Origin of the sequence: Desulfosediminicola flagellatus (assembly GCF_005116655.2) — a bacterium.
Classification (GTDB): Bacteria; Desulfobacterota; Desulfobulbia; order Desulfobulbales; family Desulfocapsaceae; genus Desulfopila; species Desulfopila flagellata.
The window spans coordinates 657,623-677,249 of record NZ_CP050698.1 but is presented as its reverse complement, the minus strand read 5'-3'; the positions used below and the strand labels follow the sequence as shown (position 1 = coordinate 677,249).

18 protein-coding genes are annotated in these 19,627 nt (G+C 45.8%); 3 read left to right on the top strand and 15 right to left on the bottom strand.

Going from position 1 to position 19,627, the window contains the following annotated elements; genetic code table 11:
- Nucleotides 1-501: 501 nt before the first annotated feature.
- From FCL46_RS02895 to FCL46_RS02825, 15 genes are all read right to left on the bottom strand, one after another.
- Nucleotides 502-942, bottom strand: a complete 441-nt coding sequence (locus FCL46_RS02895) for a CBS domain-containing protein (protein ID WP_136810205.1) — start codon at nt 940-942, stop codon at nt 502-504.
- A 125-nt stretch (nt 943-1,067) separates the two neighbouring features.
- Nucleotides 1,068-2,480, bottom strand: coding sequence for an NADH-quinone oxidoreductase subunit N (locus FCL46_RS02890; RefSeq protein ID WP_136810204.1), 1,413 nt, complete (start codon nt 2,478-2,480; stop codon nt 1,068-1,070).
- Nucleotides 2,481-2,496: 16 nt separating this feature from the next.
- The gene (locus FCL46_RS02885; protein WP_136810203.1) at nt 2,497-4,017 is read right to left on the bottom strand and encodes a complex I subunit 4 family protein; all 1,521 of its coding nucleotides are present in this window, start codon (nt 4,015-4,017) and stop codon (nt 2,497-2,499) included.
- Between the two features lie 10 nt (nt 4,018-4,027).
- Nucleotides 4,028-5,947 carry an NADH-quinone oxidoreductase subunit L gene (gene nuoL / locus FCL46_RS02880; protein WP_136810202.1) on the bottom strand — a complete coding sequence of 640 codons (1,920 nt, stop codon included), beginning with the start codon at nt 5,945-5,947 and terminating at the stop codon, nt 4,028-4,030.
- 4 nt (nt 5,948-5,951) lie between these two features.
- Entirely contained in the window at nt 5,952-6,248 is a 297-nt protein-coding gene (gene nuoK / locus FCL46_RS02875) for an NADH-quinone oxidoreductase subunit NuoK (protein WP_136810201.1), read from the bottom strand.
- The gene (locus tag FCL46_RS02870; RefSeq protein WP_136810200.1) at nt 6,245-6,754 is read right to left on the bottom strand and encodes an NADH-quinone oxidoreductase subunit J family protein; all 510 of its coding nucleotides are present in this window, start codon (nt 6,752-6,754) and stop codon (nt 6,245-6,247) included. The genes nuoK and FCL46_RS02870 overlap by 4 nt, the downstream gene beginning before the upstream one ends.
- Nucleotides 6,755-6,758: 4 nt before the next feature.
- The gene (locus FCL46_RS02865) at nt 6,759-7,283 is read right to left on the bottom strand and encodes a NuoI/complex I 23 kDa subunit family protein (protein WP_176371581.1); all 525 of its coding nucleotides are present in this window, start codon (nt 7,281-7,283) and stop codon (nt 6,759-6,761) included.
- 11 nt (nt 7,284-7,294) lie between these two features.
- The gene (locus tag FCL46_RS02860; protein ID WP_136810199.1) at nt 7,295-8,581 is read right to left on the bottom strand and encodes a complex I subunit 1/NuoH family protein; all 1,287 of its coding nucleotides are present in this window, start codon (nt 8,579-8,581) and stop codon (nt 7,295-7,297) included.
- Nucleotides 8,568-10,130, bottom strand: coding sequence for an NADH-quinone oxidoreductase subunit G (locus FCL46_RS02855; protein ID WP_136810198.1), 1,563 nt, complete (start codon nt 10,128-10,130; stop codon nt 8,568-8,570). The genes FCL46_RS02860 and FCL46_RS02855 overlap by 14 nt, the downstream gene beginning before the upstream one ends.
- An 8-nt stretch (nt 10,131-10,138) precedes the next feature.
- Complete coding sequence (gene nuoF, locus FCL46_RS02850) at nt 10,139-11,419, bottom strand: NADH-quinone oxidoreductase subunit NuoF (protein ID WP_136810197.1); 1,281 nt, start codon at nt 11,417-11,419, stop codon at nt 10,139-10,141.
- Between the two features lie 13 nt (nt 11,420-11,432).
- Nucleotides 11,433-11,939 (bottom strand): NADH-quinone oxidoreductase subunit NuoE family protein, encoded by a 507-nt coding sequence (locus tag FCL46_RS02845; RefSeq protein WP_136810196.1) that lies wholly within the window; start codon nt 11,937-11,939, stop codon nt 11,433-11,435.
- Nucleotides 11,936-13,651 (bottom strand): NADH-quinone oxidoreductase subunit D, encoded by a 1,716-nt coding sequence (locus FCL46_RS02840; protein WP_136810195.1) that lies wholly within the window; start codon nt 13,649-13,651, stop codon nt 11,936-11,938. The genes FCL46_RS02845 and FCL46_RS02840 overlap by 4 nt, the downstream gene beginning before the upstream one ends.
- A 2-nt stretch (nt 13,652-13,653) precedes the next feature.
- Nucleotides 13,654-14,166 (bottom strand): NADH-quinone oxidoreductase subunit B, encoded by a 513-nt coding sequence (locus tag FCL46_RS02835; RefSeq protein WP_136810194.1) that lies wholly within the window; start codon nt 14,164-14,166, stop codon nt 13,654-13,656.
- On the bottom strand, nt 14,157-14,516 hold the full coding sequence (ndhC, locus tag FCL46_RS02830) for an NADH-quinone oxidoreductase subunit A (RefSeq protein WP_136810193.1): 360 nt from the start codon (nt 14,514-14,516) through the stop codon (nt 14,157-14,159). Before ndhC ends, FCL46_RS02835 begins: the two co-directional genes overlap by 10 nt.
- 529 nt (nt 14,517-15,045) lie before the next feature.
- Nucleotides 15,046-15,294, bottom strand: a complete 249-nt coding sequence (locus FCL46_RS02825) for a hypothetical protein (protein WP_136810192.1) — start codon at nt 15,292-15,294, stop codon at nt 15,046-15,048.
- Nucleotides 15,295-15,610: 316 nt separating this feature from the next.
- Here FCL46_RS02825 and FCL46_RS02820 point away from each other — a divergent pair, with 316 nt between their 5' ends.
- The 3 genes from FCL46_RS02820 (at nt 15,611) to FCL46_RS02810 (ending at nt 19,324) form a co-directional block, all read left to right on the top strand.
- Nucleotides 15,611-16,996, top strand: coding sequence for an aspartate kinase (locus FCL46_RS02820; RefSeq protein ID WP_136810191.1), 1,386 nt, complete (start codon nt 15,611-15,613; stop codon nt 16,994-16,996).
- A gap of 416 nt (nt 16,997-17,412) precedes the next feature.
- A complete protein-coding gene (locus FCL46_RS02815; RefSeq protein WP_136810190.1) occupies nt 17,413-18,501 on the top strand; it encodes a hypothetical protein in 1,089 nt (362 codons plus the stop codon).
- A gap of 172 nt (nt 18,502-18,673) precedes the next feature.
- Nucleotides 18,674-19,324, top strand: coding sequence for a YiaD family glycine zipper/OmpA-like lipoprotein (locus FCL46_RS02810; RefSeq protein WP_136810189.1), 651 nt, complete (start codon nt 18,674-18,676; stop codon nt 19,322-19,324).
- Nucleotides 19,325-19,627 lie beyond the last annotated feature (303 nt).

Genomic DNA, 19,627 nt, shown 5'->3' with positions numbered 1-19,627 from the left:
TCAACCGCAGGTGCGTGCGAGTCGAGTCAGTGTCTTCTTTTTAAAAAAGTTCAAGTGCATCACCTTATATGTGTTCAATTAAAGAAATAATAGGCTCTCAATTCAGTCATGTAAAACTGGACAGTAATCATACTCTATCTGTTTTTAAAGGACATGAAATTTAAATTGACCACTGTTGTCGGTCAAATGTTGAGCCCACATTTCTGATTATCTTTTCAAATACCCTCTCAAACTCAACCAGGTAAAGTTTCGGGTAAGGAGTAAGGTCTGAGATGTTTGCTGCATTGGTCGAGATAGAGTCGTCAACTCGTCGTAGCACAGGAAATTTCAAACAACGGAATTGTAAATGCTCACTTTTGAGGCTGGTAATTATGAGTTTCTGTGGGAAGAAGAACTATCAGAGAAAGGAAGGTAGAAAGAGTTACTAAAAAATCAGATCCTCGCTGCACAGCAAAGGAGGGAAAAGCGTGCAGCAGAGGATCTTTTGGTAGAACGGGTCAATCAGGCTGGATATTTACCTTCGATATAATCTTTAAGATACTTATTTTCGACGTTCTTTTCGGTCATCTGGGCTTTAACAACGTCACCGATCGAAACAAGGCCAACCAGTTTGCCACTTTCGAGAACAGGAATATGACGTACTCGATTTTCAGTCATAATATTCTGAATATACGCAATATCATCTTCAGGAGTAGCAACGATGAGGTCAGTAACCATCACCTCTTTGACTTTCATCACCGGAACCTTATCCAGTTTTTGATGCACAGCCTTGAGAACATCAGACGGTGCAACAAGTCCGAGAATTTTGTCGTTTTTATCAACAACCAGCAAGGAACCAACCTTATTCGCAAAGAAGATAGCCATTACATCAACTATCATACTATCTTCATGCGTTGTGATTACTCTGGAACCTTTTGAAGCCAGAATATCTTTTACTTTCATATGTAATTCACTCCTTTGATTACCATTATATTGAGTTCCCGGCGTTTAAAAACTGGATAATGATTAGCTCGTTGTTCTCGCAGTCTTCAGCGCACTCCGGAAGTGTCAGAACTGTTTTGCCATCCCTACAACAGGACCGGGTAAAAACCGATCGCAAACACACAGAAGGCAAGAATTACTGTACCTACAGGTGCCAGTGACATTCCTTCTGACTCAAATGTATTTTCAGGCTCTTTGAAATACATCAGTACAACCAGTCTCAGGTAATACCACATTGACAGGACACTTGAGACAATACCCAGCACTGCGAGTGCCATATGCCCGGCTCTGATCGCATCAGCGATAATATAAAACTTACCCATAAAACCTGCCGTCGGCGGAATTCCTGCCATTGACAGCATGAAAATCGTAATAGCCGCGGCTGAGTATGGTCGAACCTTTGCCAGACCTTTGAAATCATCAAAGCTGACTCGTTTCTCATCCTTGCCGCAAAGATATGTTATCGCAGCAAACACACCAAGTGTTGAGATTGAATATGCAGCCAGGTAGAACATGATAACGCCGCCGGTGAAATCTTCGGTTCCGACTGCAACCAGGGCGATAATCAGATAACCGGAATGAACGATACCCGATGCTGCCAGCATGCGTTTCAAGGTGTTCTGGCCTATGGCGATCAGGTTACCGGCAAACATTGTAAACACTGCAATGTAGAACAGATAGTCTATCCACACCTCTTTGAGACCACCATCAAGCACCAGAAAATTAGCAAAAACTGCAAATATTGCTGTTTTAACAGCAGTTGCCATAAAGGCAGTGACCGGTAATGGAGCGCCGTCATATACATCGACAACCCAGGCGTGAAATGGGAATGCTGCAACCTTGAACAGGAAGGCAACAATCACCAGGAAAGCACCAGCTGCCATAGCGGGGCTATTCAAAAAGTTTGTGGTTGAGAGGTACTCTGAAATAGCCACAAAGCGTGTTGACTCAACAGCGCCGTAGATAAGTGCGGCACCCATCGTAAAGAATGAACCTGCAAACGCACCCAGCATGAGATATTTCAAAACTGCTTCAGAACGCTTTATGCTTGAGCGGTCATAGCCGACCAGAACATAAATTGCCAGCGACATGATCTCAAGAGCAATAAAGAGCGTTATAAGTTCAGCAGACATTGTCAGCAGCAACATTCCGCATGCAGCAAACATGACCAGACTGTAGAACTCCGGAGTCTTCAGTTTGTTCTGGGAGAAATATGTCTGAGCGATCATGCAGCTGACAAATCCGCATGCAAGAATAATCAGACCGGCAGCCTTGGTAAATGTGTTGGCTACCAGCATCCCATTAAAGACAGTGCCATAAGGAGTCACACTGCCGGTAACGCTCATCATCAGTTGTACAGCGAAGGCAAACGCGAATATACCCATGGCGACCAGAGCAGTATTCCCTTCATTCAGGCTCTCCATCGAAGCCAACAGCATGAGCGTGATTGCCCCTGCACCAACCACAAGTAACGGAAGTATTATGATAAAATCCAGCATAGTCAGTCACCCGGCCTCAATTCTTTTCCTGTATTTGTTCCAAAACCGGAACGTTTGTATCTACCAGTGCCTGCTGTACAGTATTGATAGATGCGATCTGCTTCTGCGCCGCAGGAGTCACTTTAGCCAGAAATGGCTGCGGATAAATTCCCATAACAATAATCAGCACAATTACCGGCAGAATGGTCACAGTTTCAAGACCTGTCAGATCTTTGAAACCATCGGTGCGATCGTTATTCTTCTCAAAGAATACGCGCTGAAACATCCAGAGCATATAGCAGACACCGATTATCAGAGTCGTTCCTGCAAGGACGCCTATTACTACGTTAAACTTCACCGCGCCGAGGATAATCAGGAATTCACCGATAAACCCGCTTGTTCCAGGCAGACCTACAGAAGCGAGCATAGCGATAGCAAAGAACACTGCAAATATTGGTGCCTTATAGGCAATACCACCAAGATCTGCGATCTTTCTCGTCTCCATACGTTCTTCGATAAGACCGAGCAGGAGAAACAGTACGCCTGTGCTGGTTGCGTGAGCGACGATCTGATAGAGAGTTCCGGTCAGTGCCTGAACATTCATACAGAAGACGCCAACTGCAATAATTCCCATATGCGAAGCTGAAGAAAATGCCAGCATGCGCTTGAAATCTTTCTGGGCAATCGCTGCGATTCCACAGTACATCATCCCGATAACACCTGAATAAGCGAGAATGATTGCGTAACGTCCCAGATCCTCACCAAAAACCGGCAGTACAAACCTGATTACAGCATAGACGCCTATTTTGGCCATAACAGCGGATAACATAAAGGTCGCCGCTGTAGGAGCTTCTGTGTAGGCATCAGGCAGCCAGGTATGGAATGGAAACAGAGGAATTTTTATCGCAAAGGCCAGCATGAAGAATACAAATGCTGCAGTAGCTGCACCACCTGTAAGACTCATCTTGGTCACTTCTGCAATCTCAAAACTCCAGATGCCTGTCTGAGCATGATACGCCACACCTACATATATTATTGCCGCCAGCATAAAGAGCGAACCGGCAATAGTGTAGAGAGTAATCTTTAATGTTGCAGACAGTCTGTTTGGTCCACCGTAGAGGCCGATCATAAAGAAGATCGGTAAGAGCATAACTTCCCAGAACATATAAAACAGGATCATATCCGCTGCTGCAACAGCTCCCAGCATGGCACCCTGAGCGATAAGTAAGTTCGCGTAGAACCCTTTGCTCTTGGTGGTAAGAAGCATATACACCATAGGAAACAGACATGAACCAGCCAGCAATACAAGAAGTGAAATGCCGTCTACACCGAGATGATAGCTGATACCAACAGACTCAAACCACGGTACTTTTTGCACAAACTCCAAGCCACCGGTTCCGGAGAAATTGAAGAAAATCTTCAAGCCCAGCAGGAAAACCAATGCTGATGCCAGAAAGCCGATAAGTCTGGCCATCCCCTCCTTAATCGGTAGAAGGAGCACCCCAAAACCGGCAACAATGGGGAGAAAAATCATTAGTGACAGGATATTCTCTAACATTATTCCACCTTTACAGATTCAGTGAACGGGAGATCATAATACTCAGGATACTGAGCCCTATTACCATGTATATCGCATACACCCGTACATACCCTGCCTGTACGACTTTGAAAGCGTTAGCCAATGCTCCGTACAGCCAGACAATCGCTTTAACCGGGCCATCCGTTACAAAGGGTTCGATCTGCTTCCAGATGGTTTTTCCAAAAAACTTATATGGAACAACCAGCAGGTAGTGATACAGCTCATCTACAAAGAACTTGTTATAAGCAAAATTCTTAAGACCTGTGTAAATCGGCTCTTCGGCATCCTCGACACCAAATTTCTTCCAGGCGATATAGATACCGCCGGCGAAAGCAAGAATACTTGCAAGCACAGCAAACACTGCTACCCATGCGCTCACATGTGGATGATGCTCGGAGAGACTAGGAGCCAGCCAGTGAGACACTTCCAGATCGCCACCAAGAATTGACGGTACATTCAGGTAACCGGCAAACAGCGCGCCAACTGCAAGAATAATGAGCGGTACAGTCATAACCTTTGGTGGCTCATGGGCTTCATCGTAAGCATGCTGATCACGTGGCTTGCCATGAAAGACAATAAAAAACATTCTGAAGGTGTAGTAAGCGGTCATCACTGCAACCAGAAGGCCGACTAACCAGATTCCCCAATGACCTGTTGCCAGTGCCATAAAGAGAATTTCATCCTTACTGAAAAACCCTGAGAATAACGGACAGCCTGCAAGTGCCAGCGCACCAATCAACATAGTCTTATAGGTGACAGGTAACTTATCTTTCAAACCACCCATCTTCCAGATATCCTGCTCGTGGTGCATAGCGTAGATAACTGAACCGGCACCGAGAAAGAGCAGTGCTTTGAAGAATGCGTGAGTGAAAACATGAAAAATACCGGCTGAATATGCTGCAACACCAACACCGGCAAACATATAGCCAAGCTGACTCACAGTTGAGTAAGCAAGTATCTTTTTAATATCACGTTGAAAACAACCAAAAATTGCTGCCAGAAGCGCCGTTAGGATACCGGTCCAGGCAATGATCGAACCTGCAAGCGGAACCTCAATATAGAGGAAGCTGAAACGGGCTACCATATAGACACCGGCAGTTACCATTGTTGCCGCATGGATCAGGGCGGAAACAGGTGTAGGGCCGGCCATGGCGTCAGGCAACCAGACATAGAGCGGAATCTGGGCAGATTTGCCTGTGGCTCCAACAAAGAGCAGCAGACAGACAGTCAATCCTATAGCAGGAGTCAGCTGATGTGCATTCTCCCGAAGTGACATATAATCAAATCCTCCTGAACCGATGGCCCAGAAAAGAAATGACATACCAAGTACAAAGCCGAGGTCACCAATTCGGTTAACAATGAATGCTTTATTGCCTGCAATAACATTGTTCGTATCGGTTGAGTAATAGCTGATAAGCAGATATGAACAGAGCCCCACACCTTCCCAGCCAACAAACATTACGACAGGTCCGTTACCAAGTACCAGTATTAACATGGAACCAAGAAACAGATTCAGGTAGCAGAAGAATTTTCCGTAATTCTCATCTTCTGACATGTACGCTATTGAATAGATATGAATCAGTGTACCAATGAAGGTGACGAAAAGCAGCATGAGCGAGCTGAGTGGATCAGCAAAGAAGCCCATGGTTATTTTCAGTTCACCAACCTGCATCCATGTAAATGCGTCATGTACAAGAAACCGTGCTTCTTCAGGCAGTCCCCGAAGATTAAAATAGACCTTTAAGGCCATAAGTGTTGCTAGGCCGGGTCCCACACAGGCGATAATTCCATACGTTTTTTCAGAAAAACTGACACCCTTGCATTTCATTAAATGCATCAGTCCGAGGATTATTGCCCCAAACAGTGGCAACAAGGGGATCATTCCGAGAAATGTCACATTGTGTTCCATCGTTTCACCCTCTCAACAGGCTGAATACGTTGGTATCCAGGTTGCCTTTATGCTTATGCAAAAGAATTACGACCGCCAGTGCCAGCGCTGCTTCAGCCGCGGCAACAGCCATCACCATCAGGGCCAGTACATGTCCGTCCATACTTTCGTGAAGTCGGGCCAACGCAACAAATGTCAGGTTCGCTGCGTTGAGCATCAGCTCAATAGACATGAACACGGTGAACACGTTGCGACGGGAAATAACTCCAAGTAGCCCGAGGCAAAAGAGTATGACGCTTAATGAAAGATAATTTACAATCACGCTCCGCCCTCCCTCTTACCTGCCAGAACAACGGCACCAACAAGTGCCACCAGCAGGAGAATTGATACAATTTCAAATGGAAGCAGCCATTCTCTAAACAGGAGCTTACCCACTTCTTTCGTACTACCAAAACCGTTGCCGACTATTGTCGCCTCGACACCTGGCAGTTTATTGACAACCTTGAGCAGAAATATCGCCATCGGAGCGATTACTACCGCACCACCTGCAAAGTAAAACCAGCGACTTGACTCATCAGGAAGATCTTTTTCACCGATGTTCAGGAACATGATGATAAAGAGGATCAGGGACATAATCGCACCGGCATAGACAATGAGCTGAATTGCAAATATCAGCTTTGCCGAGAGCAACGCATACAATCCTGCAAGCGAGATCAGGGTAATGATGAAACTCATTGCCCCGTTCATAGGATGCCTGAGCAGTACAAGCCCTGCAGCACCCGCTACAGCAAGTACTGAAAAAGCGGAAAAGAGTATTGTGGAAACCATGATATCAGCACCCTCCCTTCTTGTAGTCTTCTTCTGTAAAACCACCAGGAGTTGTTAGCAGTTCATCAAGACCTATCATCATCGATTCTCTGTTATAACTGGTCACTGAAAAGATCCCTGTATCCATGCGTATTGCGTCCATTGGACAGGCCTCAACACAGTAGCCGCAGTAGATGCATTCCAGCAGATCAATATCAAACCGGACAGGCAGTTTTTCAGTCCTGCCATCTGTACGTTCTCCGGCCTCAATCATTATGCAGTTTGATGGACAGTTAGTCTGACACATATAGCATGCGACACATTTAACGGTTCCATCCTCGTGTGTTGTCAGTCGGTGACGTCCGCGCCAGCGAGGAGATATCTCAGGTTTAACTTCAGGATAATGCCGAACATAGAGACGCGAATTATCCAGTACATTTCGTACGAAGTGACCAAGAGTTACTATCATTCCCTTGGCAATCTCGACCAGATATAGCTGCTCGAGAAACGTCGCGCCTTTTCGCTCAATTGTTTTAACTTTTATGCTCATTACAGTTCCCCTTAAGCCAGAGACACAACAACTGCGCTGGTAATGAAAATATTCAGCAGAGCCAGCGGCAGGAGCTTCTGCCAACCGAGTTTCTGCAACTGATCATAACGGAACCGGGGTAATGTCCATCGAACCCAGACATAGACGAAACACATCAGAAATGTCTTGAACAGGAAACAACTAATCTGCAGCAGAGCTACAAGAATTCGTGCTCCTGCTCCACCCGTGGAGAAAATCAGAAACCCGATAAAGATGACCTCAAGGAACACAACAATGCTCCAGAGAACCGCCGAGTAAACCTGAGTCTCACGAATTCGTGGATCGTTTGGCCGGTTATAATGGCTGCGGTTATTCTTCTTCATCCAGTTGTTGAACAGATAGGCGGCTGCAGGGATAGCCAGCATCAGAAAAATAACAACAGGTTTAGCGTTATTAGCAAGTGTCTCGGTGCTGAACCATGGAATCTGGTAGCTACCGAAGTAGAGCGTTACGATCAGGGCTGAGGAGACAAACATCGCTACATATTCTCCCATGAAGAAGAGAGCAAACTTCATGGAACTGTACTCAACATGGAAACCAGCAACAATCTCACTCTCACCTTCTGCAAGGTCAAAGGGTGTCCGGTTAGTCTCGGCAAAGGCAGCCACGATGAAAATGATAACCCCGAGAGGTTGCAGGAACACACCCCACATCGGGATGAATCCGAAGAGTAGCTGTCCCTGATATTGTGCCATCTCGCTGAGATTTACTGTCGAGTAAATGGTTAACAGAGATACAATCGCCAAGCCCATCGGGATTTCATAACTAATAACCTGCGCTGCAGCGCGAAGACCACCCAGCACACCGTACTTGTTATGAGATGACCAACCGGCAAGGATGATTCCGTACACGCCGAAACCGACTACAGCAAGGAACCAGAGGATACCGACATCTGTAGGAATCCCCTGCATGACATAGCTGTTCTCGCCCAGAATCAGTGTGTCAGCAAACGGCACAACTGCAAAGGAGAGGATAGCGGTGATAAACACCAGCGTCGGCGCCAGTATAAAGTAGAATTTATGTGTTATATGTCCCGGAACGATGTCTTCCTTGAATATCAGTTTTACTGCATCAGCGATATTCTGAATCAGACCACCTGCCCTGAACCCCATCACATGACAACGGTTAGGGCCGGATCGATCCTGGAAGTATCCTGCTCCACGACGTTCCATCCACACCAGTACTGCCACAAAGCTGAGTGGAACGAAAACCCCGAAGGCAATACGTACAATGACTAGTAGAAAATCAAGCGCTGACATGGGCCTCCTCGCTTTCTGGAAGTTGCAACCCCTCTGCAGGGATCTGATCAGATTGAATATCAGCCAGAACATTTACTGTGGTTCTCATGCCCGGCCAGGCCTGCTCTTTATCGCGAACTGCGCCACCAAGCATTCGGGTTACTTCGAGTATATCGACTGCTTCCTCGTTTTTCCGAACAGCCTTGCGGAACGTTTGCAGTACACCGTCTTCATTGACAATTGTTCCGTCATACTCTGAGTAGGATAACACTGGCAGAGCAACAAGACTCGCCTTGGTCATTGCATTATCATGACTGGATATAGACAGCAGTTTCTTAGATTCAACCAGCGCTTTGAATTCACTGTTTTTGTCGAACATGAAGAGGTCATTATCAAAGCTCACCAGCAGATCACATCCCTTCAGAGCTTTTTCAAATGATTCTTTATCACTATCGATTTCAAGAAGTTGAAGGCCTTTTCGATTCGCTGACTTATCGTCACTGATGAGATAATCGTCACCGTCACCCTCTTTGATATAGGCATCGCTATAACCAGAGCATGTTGCTCCGAAAAGGGTTGCAATCCGCTTAACTGACCACTGCTGTTCAAGAGTAGAGTTTGGAGAGACAAGCAACAACGGCTTTTGTGCCATACTGAGTTGCTGCTGAATTCTCTGGACACCGTCCGCGAAATCAGCTTCAGCTCCATCTATACGTGTTACAGTCAATCGATTCTCATTTTCCAGTTTGTAGCTCATTCGACCTTGATCACATATGAAGTAACCATTGACCAGATCATTCTGACGAGCCCTGAATCTGTAGATGATATCATCCTTATATTTCTCACGGTTATGATCGATAAAGATATTGCACCCTTTGGCACAACCGTGACAAATGCCTTTATCTTTTTTCAGGAACCAGACCCGCTGTTTAAAGCGGAAATCCTTACTGGTCATGGCACCGACCGGACAGATATCGACAATATTCAATGCGTATCTGTTATTTAATGGACGCCCTGGGAAGATGTTTACCCGTGCTGTATCGGTACGATTGACGATGCCAAGTTCACCGGTTTTGGTAATCTGCCGGGTAAACCTGACGCAACGTCCACAAAGAACGCAGCGTTCCTGGTCGTGTACAACCCCGCAACCAAAGTCAAGATTTTTGCTTTTCTGCACCTGCGGAACACGCATCCTGCTGTCCTGCAGATCAACTTCCATGTAATAATCCTGGAGCTTACACTCACCGGCCTGATCACATATCGGACAGTCAGTAGGGTGATTTATCAGCTCAAACTCCATGATATCGCGTTGGATTTTTTTAATTACGTCAGTATCCAGCTGAACCCGCATACCTTCCCTGGCAGGAGTTTTACATGCCGGCACCACTGGGGGCCGTCCTTCCTCTATCCCAACCAGACACATTCGGCAATTGCCGTCCGCGCCAAGGGCAGGATGATAGCAGAGGTGAGGAATTTCGATACCAACTGCACCGATAGCATCGATGAGGTTTTTACCCTCCTCGACTTCTACCTCCTCGCCGTTCACAAACAGTTTTACCATTTCAGCCATGATCACCCCTAATTCCGTTCCAGCGCGACATCTGCAGAAACGTTGTCAATGGCATATGCCTCAAACTCATGCCGGAACTTGTCAAGATAACTACGCACCGGCATAGTACAGGCAGCCGAGAGTACGCAGACGGTTTTCATTTCGATGTTATCGCACAGCTCGCGGAGCAGATCGATATCTTCCAGTGTTCCTTTGCCTGCGAGCAGCTTTTTGGTAATTTTTTTCATCCAGCCGAGACCTTCACGGCATGGTGTACATTGCCCGCACGACTCGTGATGATAAAAGTCGATAAGATTATCTACGAGCTTTACCGCATCAACAGTTTCATCGAGTACCACGATTCCACCGGAACCAAACATGGTTCCGTGGGCAGCCATAGACTCGTAATCAAGTGTCACGGTCTTTGCTTCTTCCGGGGTCAATACAGGTGTTGAACTTCCACCAGGGATTACACCTTTAAGTCCTCGGCCTTTCCAGACACCGCCTGCAACCTGCTCTATGACTTCCATCAATGGCAGGCCCAGTGGTAACTCGTACATTCCCGGCTTCTCAACATGACCTGAAATACCAAAAAGATGAGTTCCAGGGCTCTTTTCAGTCCCGTGTGCGGTATAGGCGTCTGCCCCGTTTTTCATGATGAAAGGCAGAGAAGCGATGGTTTGAACGTTATTAATGATGGTCGGGCAACCGTAGAGTCCTTCAACAGCGGGAAACGGTGGCTTGGAACGAGGCTGACCTTTTTTACCCTCAATTGATTCGAGTAAGGCAGTCTCCTCACCACAGACATAGGCGCCTGCTCCACGATGAACAGTGACATCAATGCGGAAATCCTGACCAGCGGCCTTGTCACCCAGATACCCGGCTTTATACGCCTCGTCGATTGCGGCCTGTAACGCCTTAACCTGTGAAGTATACTCACCACGGATGTAGATATAGACATCGTGACAGTCAATGGCCCAGCAGCAGATGATGATTCCTTCAATCAGCATATGCGGATCTTTAACCAGTACGTATCTATCTTTAAATGTCGCTGGTTCAGATTCATCTGAGTTAACGGCAAGATAGGTTGGTTTATCAAGGCCTTTAGGGAGAAAACTCCATTTTACACCAGCCGGAAAACCAGCACCGCCACGTCCACGCAGACCAGACTTCTTAACCTCTTCAATCACGTCTGTAGGTGTCATGGAGAATACTTTGTCCAGCGTCGAATACGCACCATGCTCTTTAGCAACTTCCAGGAGGTGGGCGTTTTCGATATCAAATTTTTCGCTGAGAATTTTTACTTCCATTTCCTCACGCCTCCTATTCCAGCGTTGCCAGAAGTGCTTTCAATTTATCGACATCCATTTCCTCGTGGAACTCGCCATTAAGCTGAATAACCGGTGCAGTACCGCAATGGCCGAGACACTCAACCTCTTCGAGGCTGAATTTGCCGTCGTCTGTCATTTTCCCGGGAACCACTCCGACTTCTTTAGCAAGATAGTCGACGATTTCCTGTTTTTCCCTCAACCAGCAGGAAAGTGTACGACATACCGCTATGTGATATTTCCCCATCGGTTTGAGATTGAACATTGTGTAAAATGTAGCTGCCTCATACACCTTTGCGGCAAATGTCCCAATGCGATCGGCGATATATGCCATTGCCTCTACACTGATCCATCCTTCCTGCTCCTGAGTAAGCCACAATGCAGGAAGGATCATCGATTCCCTTGTCGGGTAGCGCTTTATAAGACGCTCGAACTCCGCATCTCTTTCAGCATCAAAGGCAAACTCTTTTCCTGTGATAATCAGATCTGATCGGTCGCTCATCTGTCCAACTCCCCGCCGATAATGTTGATACTCCCAAGATTGATGACAGCATCGGCAATCATCTCGCCTTCAACCATCTCATGGAATCCACCCATTATGTAGAAACATGGCGGACGTACCTTTAACTTGTATGGTTTTCCTGAACCGTCTGAGACAAAGTGAAAGCCAAGCTCTCCGTTAGCCGCCTCATAACTGTCATACCACTCACCCGCAGGTACTTTGACACCGTCGAAAATCAGCTTGAAGTGATTGGCAAGACCTTCAATATTGCCATAAACCTGCTCTTTAGGAGGAAGCACACTCTTATGATCACTAATGAAAACCGGACCCTCGGGGATGAACTTCATGGCCTGCCGAATTATTTTTATCGATTCGAAAATTTCTTCAAATCTGATCATGATCCGATCATAAATATCGCCATTACTGCCTACCGGTACGGTAAAGTCAAACGCCTCATAATTGTAGTAGGGGTTGTCCTTCCTCAGATCAAACGGCACTCCGCTAGCGCGCAGGCACGGGCCGGTAAAGCCGTATGAGAGAGCAGTTTCGGCCGAAAGCACACATGCTCCCTGGGTCCGGTCATGTACAATTCTGTTCTTTAAGACAAGTCCAAGGGAATCAGAAACACCTTTCTCAATAGCTTTGAGTTGTAATTCCATGTCCCCTTCCCAACCCTCATAAAAGTCCCTGTACATACCACCGATACGGGTGAAAGAACTTGTCAGGCGGGCACCTGTCAATTTGCTGATCAGATCGTAGGAAGATTCTTTTTCGTTATAGAGGTACCAATAGTTGGTCAAGCCACCCATATCGACAAGGTTTGCTGCGATACAGACGAGATGATCCTGAACCCTGAAGAATTCTGAAAGAACTACCCGCATGAATTTAGCCCGTTCAGTAATTTCAATACCCATCCAGGATTCCACCGCTTTTATATACGCGATGTTATTCATCATTGCAGAGCAGTAATTGAGTCGGTCAGTGAGTGGAACCACTTGGTTATAGGTTCTGTTTTCTGCGGTCTTTTCAAAACCTCTATGCAGGTAGCCTACTTCGTTCACATTGGCCAGAATAGTCTCACCATCCAGTGCTGTGAAAATTCGAATTGCACCGTGTGTTGCCGGATGGGAAGGTCCGAGATTTAAATACATAATCTCGGTATTGATGTCTTGCATCGTGGATTCATCTACACCATTTACCAGAAGACGATCTTTGATCTCCTGTTCCATGCTGTAGGTTTCTTCACAGATCTGGCGTTTGAAAATATCGTAATCTTTTCGAAGGGGATGCCCGGTAAACTGCCAGTGGTTAAGTATCCGTCGCATATCAGGATGGCCAATAAAATTGATGCCATACTGATCGTAGACTTCGCGCTCACCCCAATTAGCAGAATCCCAGAGATGACTGCAGGTTGGGATACCTACCTCAGGGTCTGCAACAGGTATACGCACCTGAGCGAGCATATTTTCTTTCCAGTTACGGAGCGTGTACACCACATAGAAACGGCAATCCTGCTTAACAGGATAATCCATGTAATCTATGGCTGTTACATCGACCAGTAACCCGAAATCCAACTCAGGATACAATTTCAGCTTCGAGAGAGTATCAACGAGACTCTCCGGCTGCACTGTCAGCTCCACACATCCCAGGCCTTCCCTGCACTCTATGCCCGGTAATGCGGTACAGATTTTCTCAATAGCTTTCGCATTCATGATCAGTCAAGGATTCCTTTGTAGTCTTTATGTCGGTCAACCAGTACGCTCTCTGTCTGGATCTGCTCCTGGATTTTAATTAACGCATCCAGCACAGCTTCCGGCCTTGGAGGGCATCCTGAAATGTAAACGTCTACTGGAATGATGTTGTGAATACCCTGAACCGTGCAGTAGTTATCATAGATACCGCCCGAACTCGCGCAGGCTCCCATAGACACTACCCATTTTGGTTCAGGCATCTGATCATAGATTCGTTTCAGAATAGGGGCCTGCTTATAGCTGATCGTTCCGCATACCAGCATAAGATCTGCCTGTCGTGGAGAAAATCTCACAACTTCCGCTCCGAATCTGGAGATATCGTGCTGACTGGCAGCGGCACTCATGAATTCGATTGCGCAACACGCAGTACCGAAAACCATGGGCCAGAGCGAGTACTGACGCCCCCAGTTGACTACCTCATCCAACTTGGTGGTAATTACCGATTCGCCGAGACCGGCTTCCAATCCTAACGCCAATTGAGCACCCCTTTCTTTAAAATGTAAATAAGTCCAGTAAGAAGCAACAGGATGAAAACTACCATCTCCAGGAACCCGAACATACCGAGTTCACGCAGACTTACTGCCCACGGGTACATGAAAACTGCTTCAATATCAAAGATGAGAAAGAGAATTGCCAGAAGGTAGAATTTTACACTGAACTTCTGGTCGGCCATACCCACGACATGCTTGATGCCGCTTTCGTACGGGTCATTTTTAGCAGTGCCGCCAGACCGAGGGCCAAACACTGCCGTTGCTAGCATGATCGCTGGTATAATAACTGCCAGGCCAAAAAAAATTACTGAGGAAAGGACCATTTCTGTCGACATCTGAGCATCTCCCTCCGACGTTCAACTACTCTTTATGGTAACGTTTTTATAAACCCTGGTTTCAGAATTTGAAACCCGAGCCATAGCGAACTGAATGAGCATCAATTACCAAGGAGGACGCGCCGTTGTCAAGAAAAACAAAACGCGTTTTCAACTACTTACAGATTTGATGCAGTTTCAAATTGTGCAAAAAAAATGTATTTTTTGTGCATTGTATGCAGAACACCATGAACCCCAGTTCTCTCCAGCGAAACATGGTTTCCTAAACAAGACTACGCCCTCACTCGCTACTGCACGACAATCACTCATGAAAATCAAACTAACAACACAAATGCGACGACGTCAAGGCATTTTTATGCTAGGCACCTTAGAGCACTTCCTGGTCACCTTTAGACCAGCAGGCACAGATCGCACATATTATTTTTTTCCTATTCGTGGTATATAAATAATACATATACAGATTCGAAAAACCCCTTATAAATCCAAGGTGTTTAATGCACAAGCACCCTTCGCAACTGACCTTTTTGCACTATGAATCACCAAACAAATACTTTACGTAAACTGGAAGCCACTGTAGTTCCACCGTTTCATGGTTCAACCTATGAACCAATTTAGTATGAGATTTTTCGGCTTCACCGGATGTAGCGTGAACAAGCTGCCCAAATACAGGTTTTGATATTAATTCTCTGATAATTGCAGATAGTTTCCATTTTAAAACGAGCCGTTTACCCAATATCAGCGTTGCTTCCCTGATTTTTATTCTCAGAATATCAGGCATATGTCTGCGGTAAGTTTTTCGAATGTCCCGATATCGACCAAATTACCGACTTTTCGGGTTGAATTTAAATAGGTGAATTCAGATATTATGAGACACTTTCACGCATTACAAAAACCGCTTGCAATGTCACTTTTAAATATGATAATTAAGCATTGCTCTGAATTTACAGGCGCTTTCCATATATTAGAAACACATTGAAAACACGTCTATTTCCCCTGTAAGTCCCATCCAGAGATCATCCTCGAGTAGCCTGATAAGTACCCTTTTCTTCTCAAAAATCAGGTTATTTTGTAATTCTACCCCGGCGACGCAGCTTATGAGAACGCACAATCTACGTATTGAAAAAATTGGCGGAACGTCAATGTCCCGCTTCCCTGAGATCATTGATAACGTTGTTCTGCACGACAAAGATGACGTTTACGGTCGTATTTATGTCGTGTCAGCCTATGCTGGCACCACTAACGAACTTCTTGAACACAAAAAAACTGGCAAACCAGGAATCTACAAGCTTTTTGAAGAGCAGGAAAACTACCCCATCAAAATGCTCACCCTCCGGGATAACCTTTTTCGAATCAACGAAAGTTTTAGAGATGCAGGCCTTGAAGTAGAAGAAGCAAACGAATTTATCGGCAATCGCATTGATCTCGCAATAAATATTCTTCGCTCGATGGATAATGTACTCGCATCCGGATACGTCACCAGAGGAGAGTTACTTCTTGCCGCTAGAGAACTGCTCGCATCTCTTGGTGAAATGCACAGTGCCTTCAACTCAGCTAATATCCTTAAGAACCGTGGATACAACACAACGTTTGTTGACCTAAGCGGCTGGGAGGACGGTCGCCAGCTCACCATCGACGACCGGATCAAAGACTCGTTTGACCGCCTCGACCCATTCTCTACCATGTGCTTTGCTACCGGTTACACCAAAGGTACAGAAGGTATTATGCGAGAATTTGACCGAGGCTACTCGGAGGTCACCTTTTCCAAGGTTGCTGTACTCCTTGGTGCATCAGAGGCTATCATTCATAAAGAATATCATCTCTGCTCAGGTGACCCGCTTACAGTTGGCGAGAACAATGCTCACCCCGTTTGTAATACTAATTATGATGTGGCCGATCAGCTTGCGGACGTAGGAATGGAAGCAATTCATCCCAAAGCTTCAAAACCTCTTGAGATTAATTCGATCCCCATTCGTGTGAAAAATGCATTTGATCCTGATCATCCAGGTACACTCATTACCAAGGAATTCATCGCACCTACATCCAAAGTTGAGATTGTTACAGGTTCAGACTCTGTAGCCTGCCTTGAGATTCACGATACACGTATGGTTGGTGAGGTTGGTTTTGATCTTAGTATCATGAATATATTTGCACATCACCGGGTGTCATATATAAGTAAGGTGACCAATGCCAATACAATTGATCTCATCATAAATGAAAAAGACTGTACACCTCGACTGGTTGCCGAGCTAAGTGACACCTTCGAAACTGTAACAACTTCGCTCGTAGCCATTGTCTGCGCAATTGGATCTAATATCGCACAGCCGGGAATCATGTCTAAGGCTGCCAAAGCACTTGCCGATGACAAGATTAACATCCTTGCTGTGTCGCAAACCTCAAGGCAAACCAATATGCAGTTTATAGTTAAGCGTGAACAGTTTGCCAACGCACAGCGTGCTCTGCATGCTGCACTCTGCATGTAGCACCTGATAGATAAACCGCATCCGTGTTCATCACGGATGCGGGATACACCTGCACAACCTCCCAGACAACCGGATGGCATTTCATGCCATCCGGTTTTTTTTTGTTTTCTATCTCTCTTTATTATGTAATCAGCTTCTAAGATTCGACGAGAATCCCGCCTGCCCTCTTCTTGCGCTCCGAGACCTTTCACACACAGACATCAGCTAACACACTGAAATAACTATCATGTATGGTCGACATCGGCCTGTATATGGCTGACATTGGCCTATATCCTCTATTATTTATCTACCTCAAACTCTACTTTAAAAGCACAAAAGGCAACAACCGGATCAATGCCTGATCACGTTCATGGGAACATGCAATAAGGTCATTTGAACTGGATTAAACGTAATACACAACAGAGTGGAGAATCATCATGATCAAAAAATTACACATACATTTCCTGGTAATTGCACTGCTGCTGACAATAGCTTCCCCATCACTTGCGACTAACCGTGAAAGAATCACTATGGATTTTGAGGATAGCCATATCTATTCAAGGTTTAACGATCCAACTCCTGTTTTTCTTAAAAAAGAATTGCGCAAACGCTTTCCAGGTGTCGACCTGTCGCACCTGGATTTACGTAAAGCAATAGTGGTTGCAAAAAGTCGCAGAGGACATGGTACCGTTAAGCTTAAAGTCGGCAAAAACATTTCCTCAAAAGCACAGATAGGCGGATCACCTCAAGCCTTTCACTCAACAGCTAAGCACACTTTTGATCGTCTGAAAATTGACAGCCCCTCGTATAGCAGCAATGGGCCATGGCAACTGCTGTTTAATGGTAACATCGTACTTCGCCAGATTGTTCTAATAGTTGATAACAAGGGAAGTTCACCAAAACGTGAACACAACAACTATTACGGCTGGTCACCTGATTACAATAGCGATGATCGCCAGATAGATTCGGGCTTCTATTCAGAAAGAATCATAGAGAAGTTACATCGCAACGATTCACCCCTGCCAATGGTTCTTCCTGCAAAAACATGGGGAACATCTATTGAGGGTGAAAAGCGGTGCGGACAAAAATCAAATAACAGCAGAGATGGCTGGGACTACCCAAATACCATTTGTGACTCCACGAGCAAGGCTACCTACCGTCGAGGTTATCAACCCACTCAACTCTACATACAGACAGATGCACGCGTTATCGATCAGTTTTCTAAAACCACCACTATTCGCTCCCTTGATATAACTGTTTCTGCTAGTCCTGGTAATAGGCGTAAAAGCCATGGTCCAGTTTCCGCAACGTTTGGTATCACTATTAATGGGCAGACATACTCCAAAGCAATCTATCTTGATCCTTTAAAAGCCAAGCACAGGAAAACACTTAACACAACGCTCAAACTTTCTGGCAACTGGTCTAAAAAAGATATACACAACAGTAAAGTATGGATTCTGCCAAACTGGGAAAGTGGCGATTTTACAGTTACTAAGATTCAGTCACTCGTTACATCAGCCCGATAGGAACGCCTACCTATACTTTTCACTTGCTAACGATTAAAAATGTGGTATCAACTTACAGGTTCAGCATGCGCTGCAGACATGAGATGGTGCCAGGATACTTTCCGGCCCCCCATGCAAAGATATTAAAATACTTTATAGATGAGTTATTAACAGAATTACAGGAGAAGTCAGCATGAACAGGTATTTATCAAACGCAGTGAAGGTTGTTGTTATAGCTCTCAGTATCAGTCTCGCCGGTTGTGCCGGCCAGACAAACCAACAACAGGGAACAGCTATTGGTGCTGGCGTAGGTGCAGGACTTGGCGCCATACTTGGTCAGGCCATTGGCGGTAATACTGAAGCGACAGTACTTGGCGCAGGAATTGGTGCAGCAGTAGGTGGAATTACAGGAAACCAGATGGGCCGCTACATGGACCTGCAGGAGCAGGAACTCCGTCGCGCAATTGGTGCCTCAGAAGCAGCCAGTATCCGAAGGGAACAGGATGTTCTAACAGCTACGTTTAAAGGCGAAGCATTTTTTGATTTCAACCAATCTACACTGAAGCCGGGAGCATATACAGAAATTTCAAGAGTTTCTAATGTACTTAATAAGTACCCGCACACCAGAATTCAGGTGGCTGGTCATACCGACTCCAGGGGGTCAGCAGATTACAACCTCAAGCTGTCTCAGGACCGTGCAGATTCCGTGAAAAATGCTCTTGTTCAACGTGGCGTTGATCCGATGCGGATTGAAACCATCGGTTATGGCGAAACCTCTCCAATCTCTTCCAATGATGCAATGAACAGAAGAGTTGAAATCATCATCGTTCCAGTTCAAGGTTAATACGGCATACTATCCCATCAGCCTACAAACACAAACCCCTTTCAGGTCGAAGTTTATCAGCGGCCTGAAAGGGGTTTTTTATTGCTCAATGGTAATTATTCAGCAGCACCCCACCTACCCCCGATCCCGGACGCTTCGCATAGGCATACTACTGCCAATCGTCCCGCTTGAGGCCATCTGGAGCACTGCTAAACAGTTACGGCCTACAGACAAGGGCACATATGAGGTCTCGACTGAATAGTTACGTTCAATGTAATTAGTGCCCAAAATTAACCAGGAAAAACAAGGTGTTTGGCGTACGTA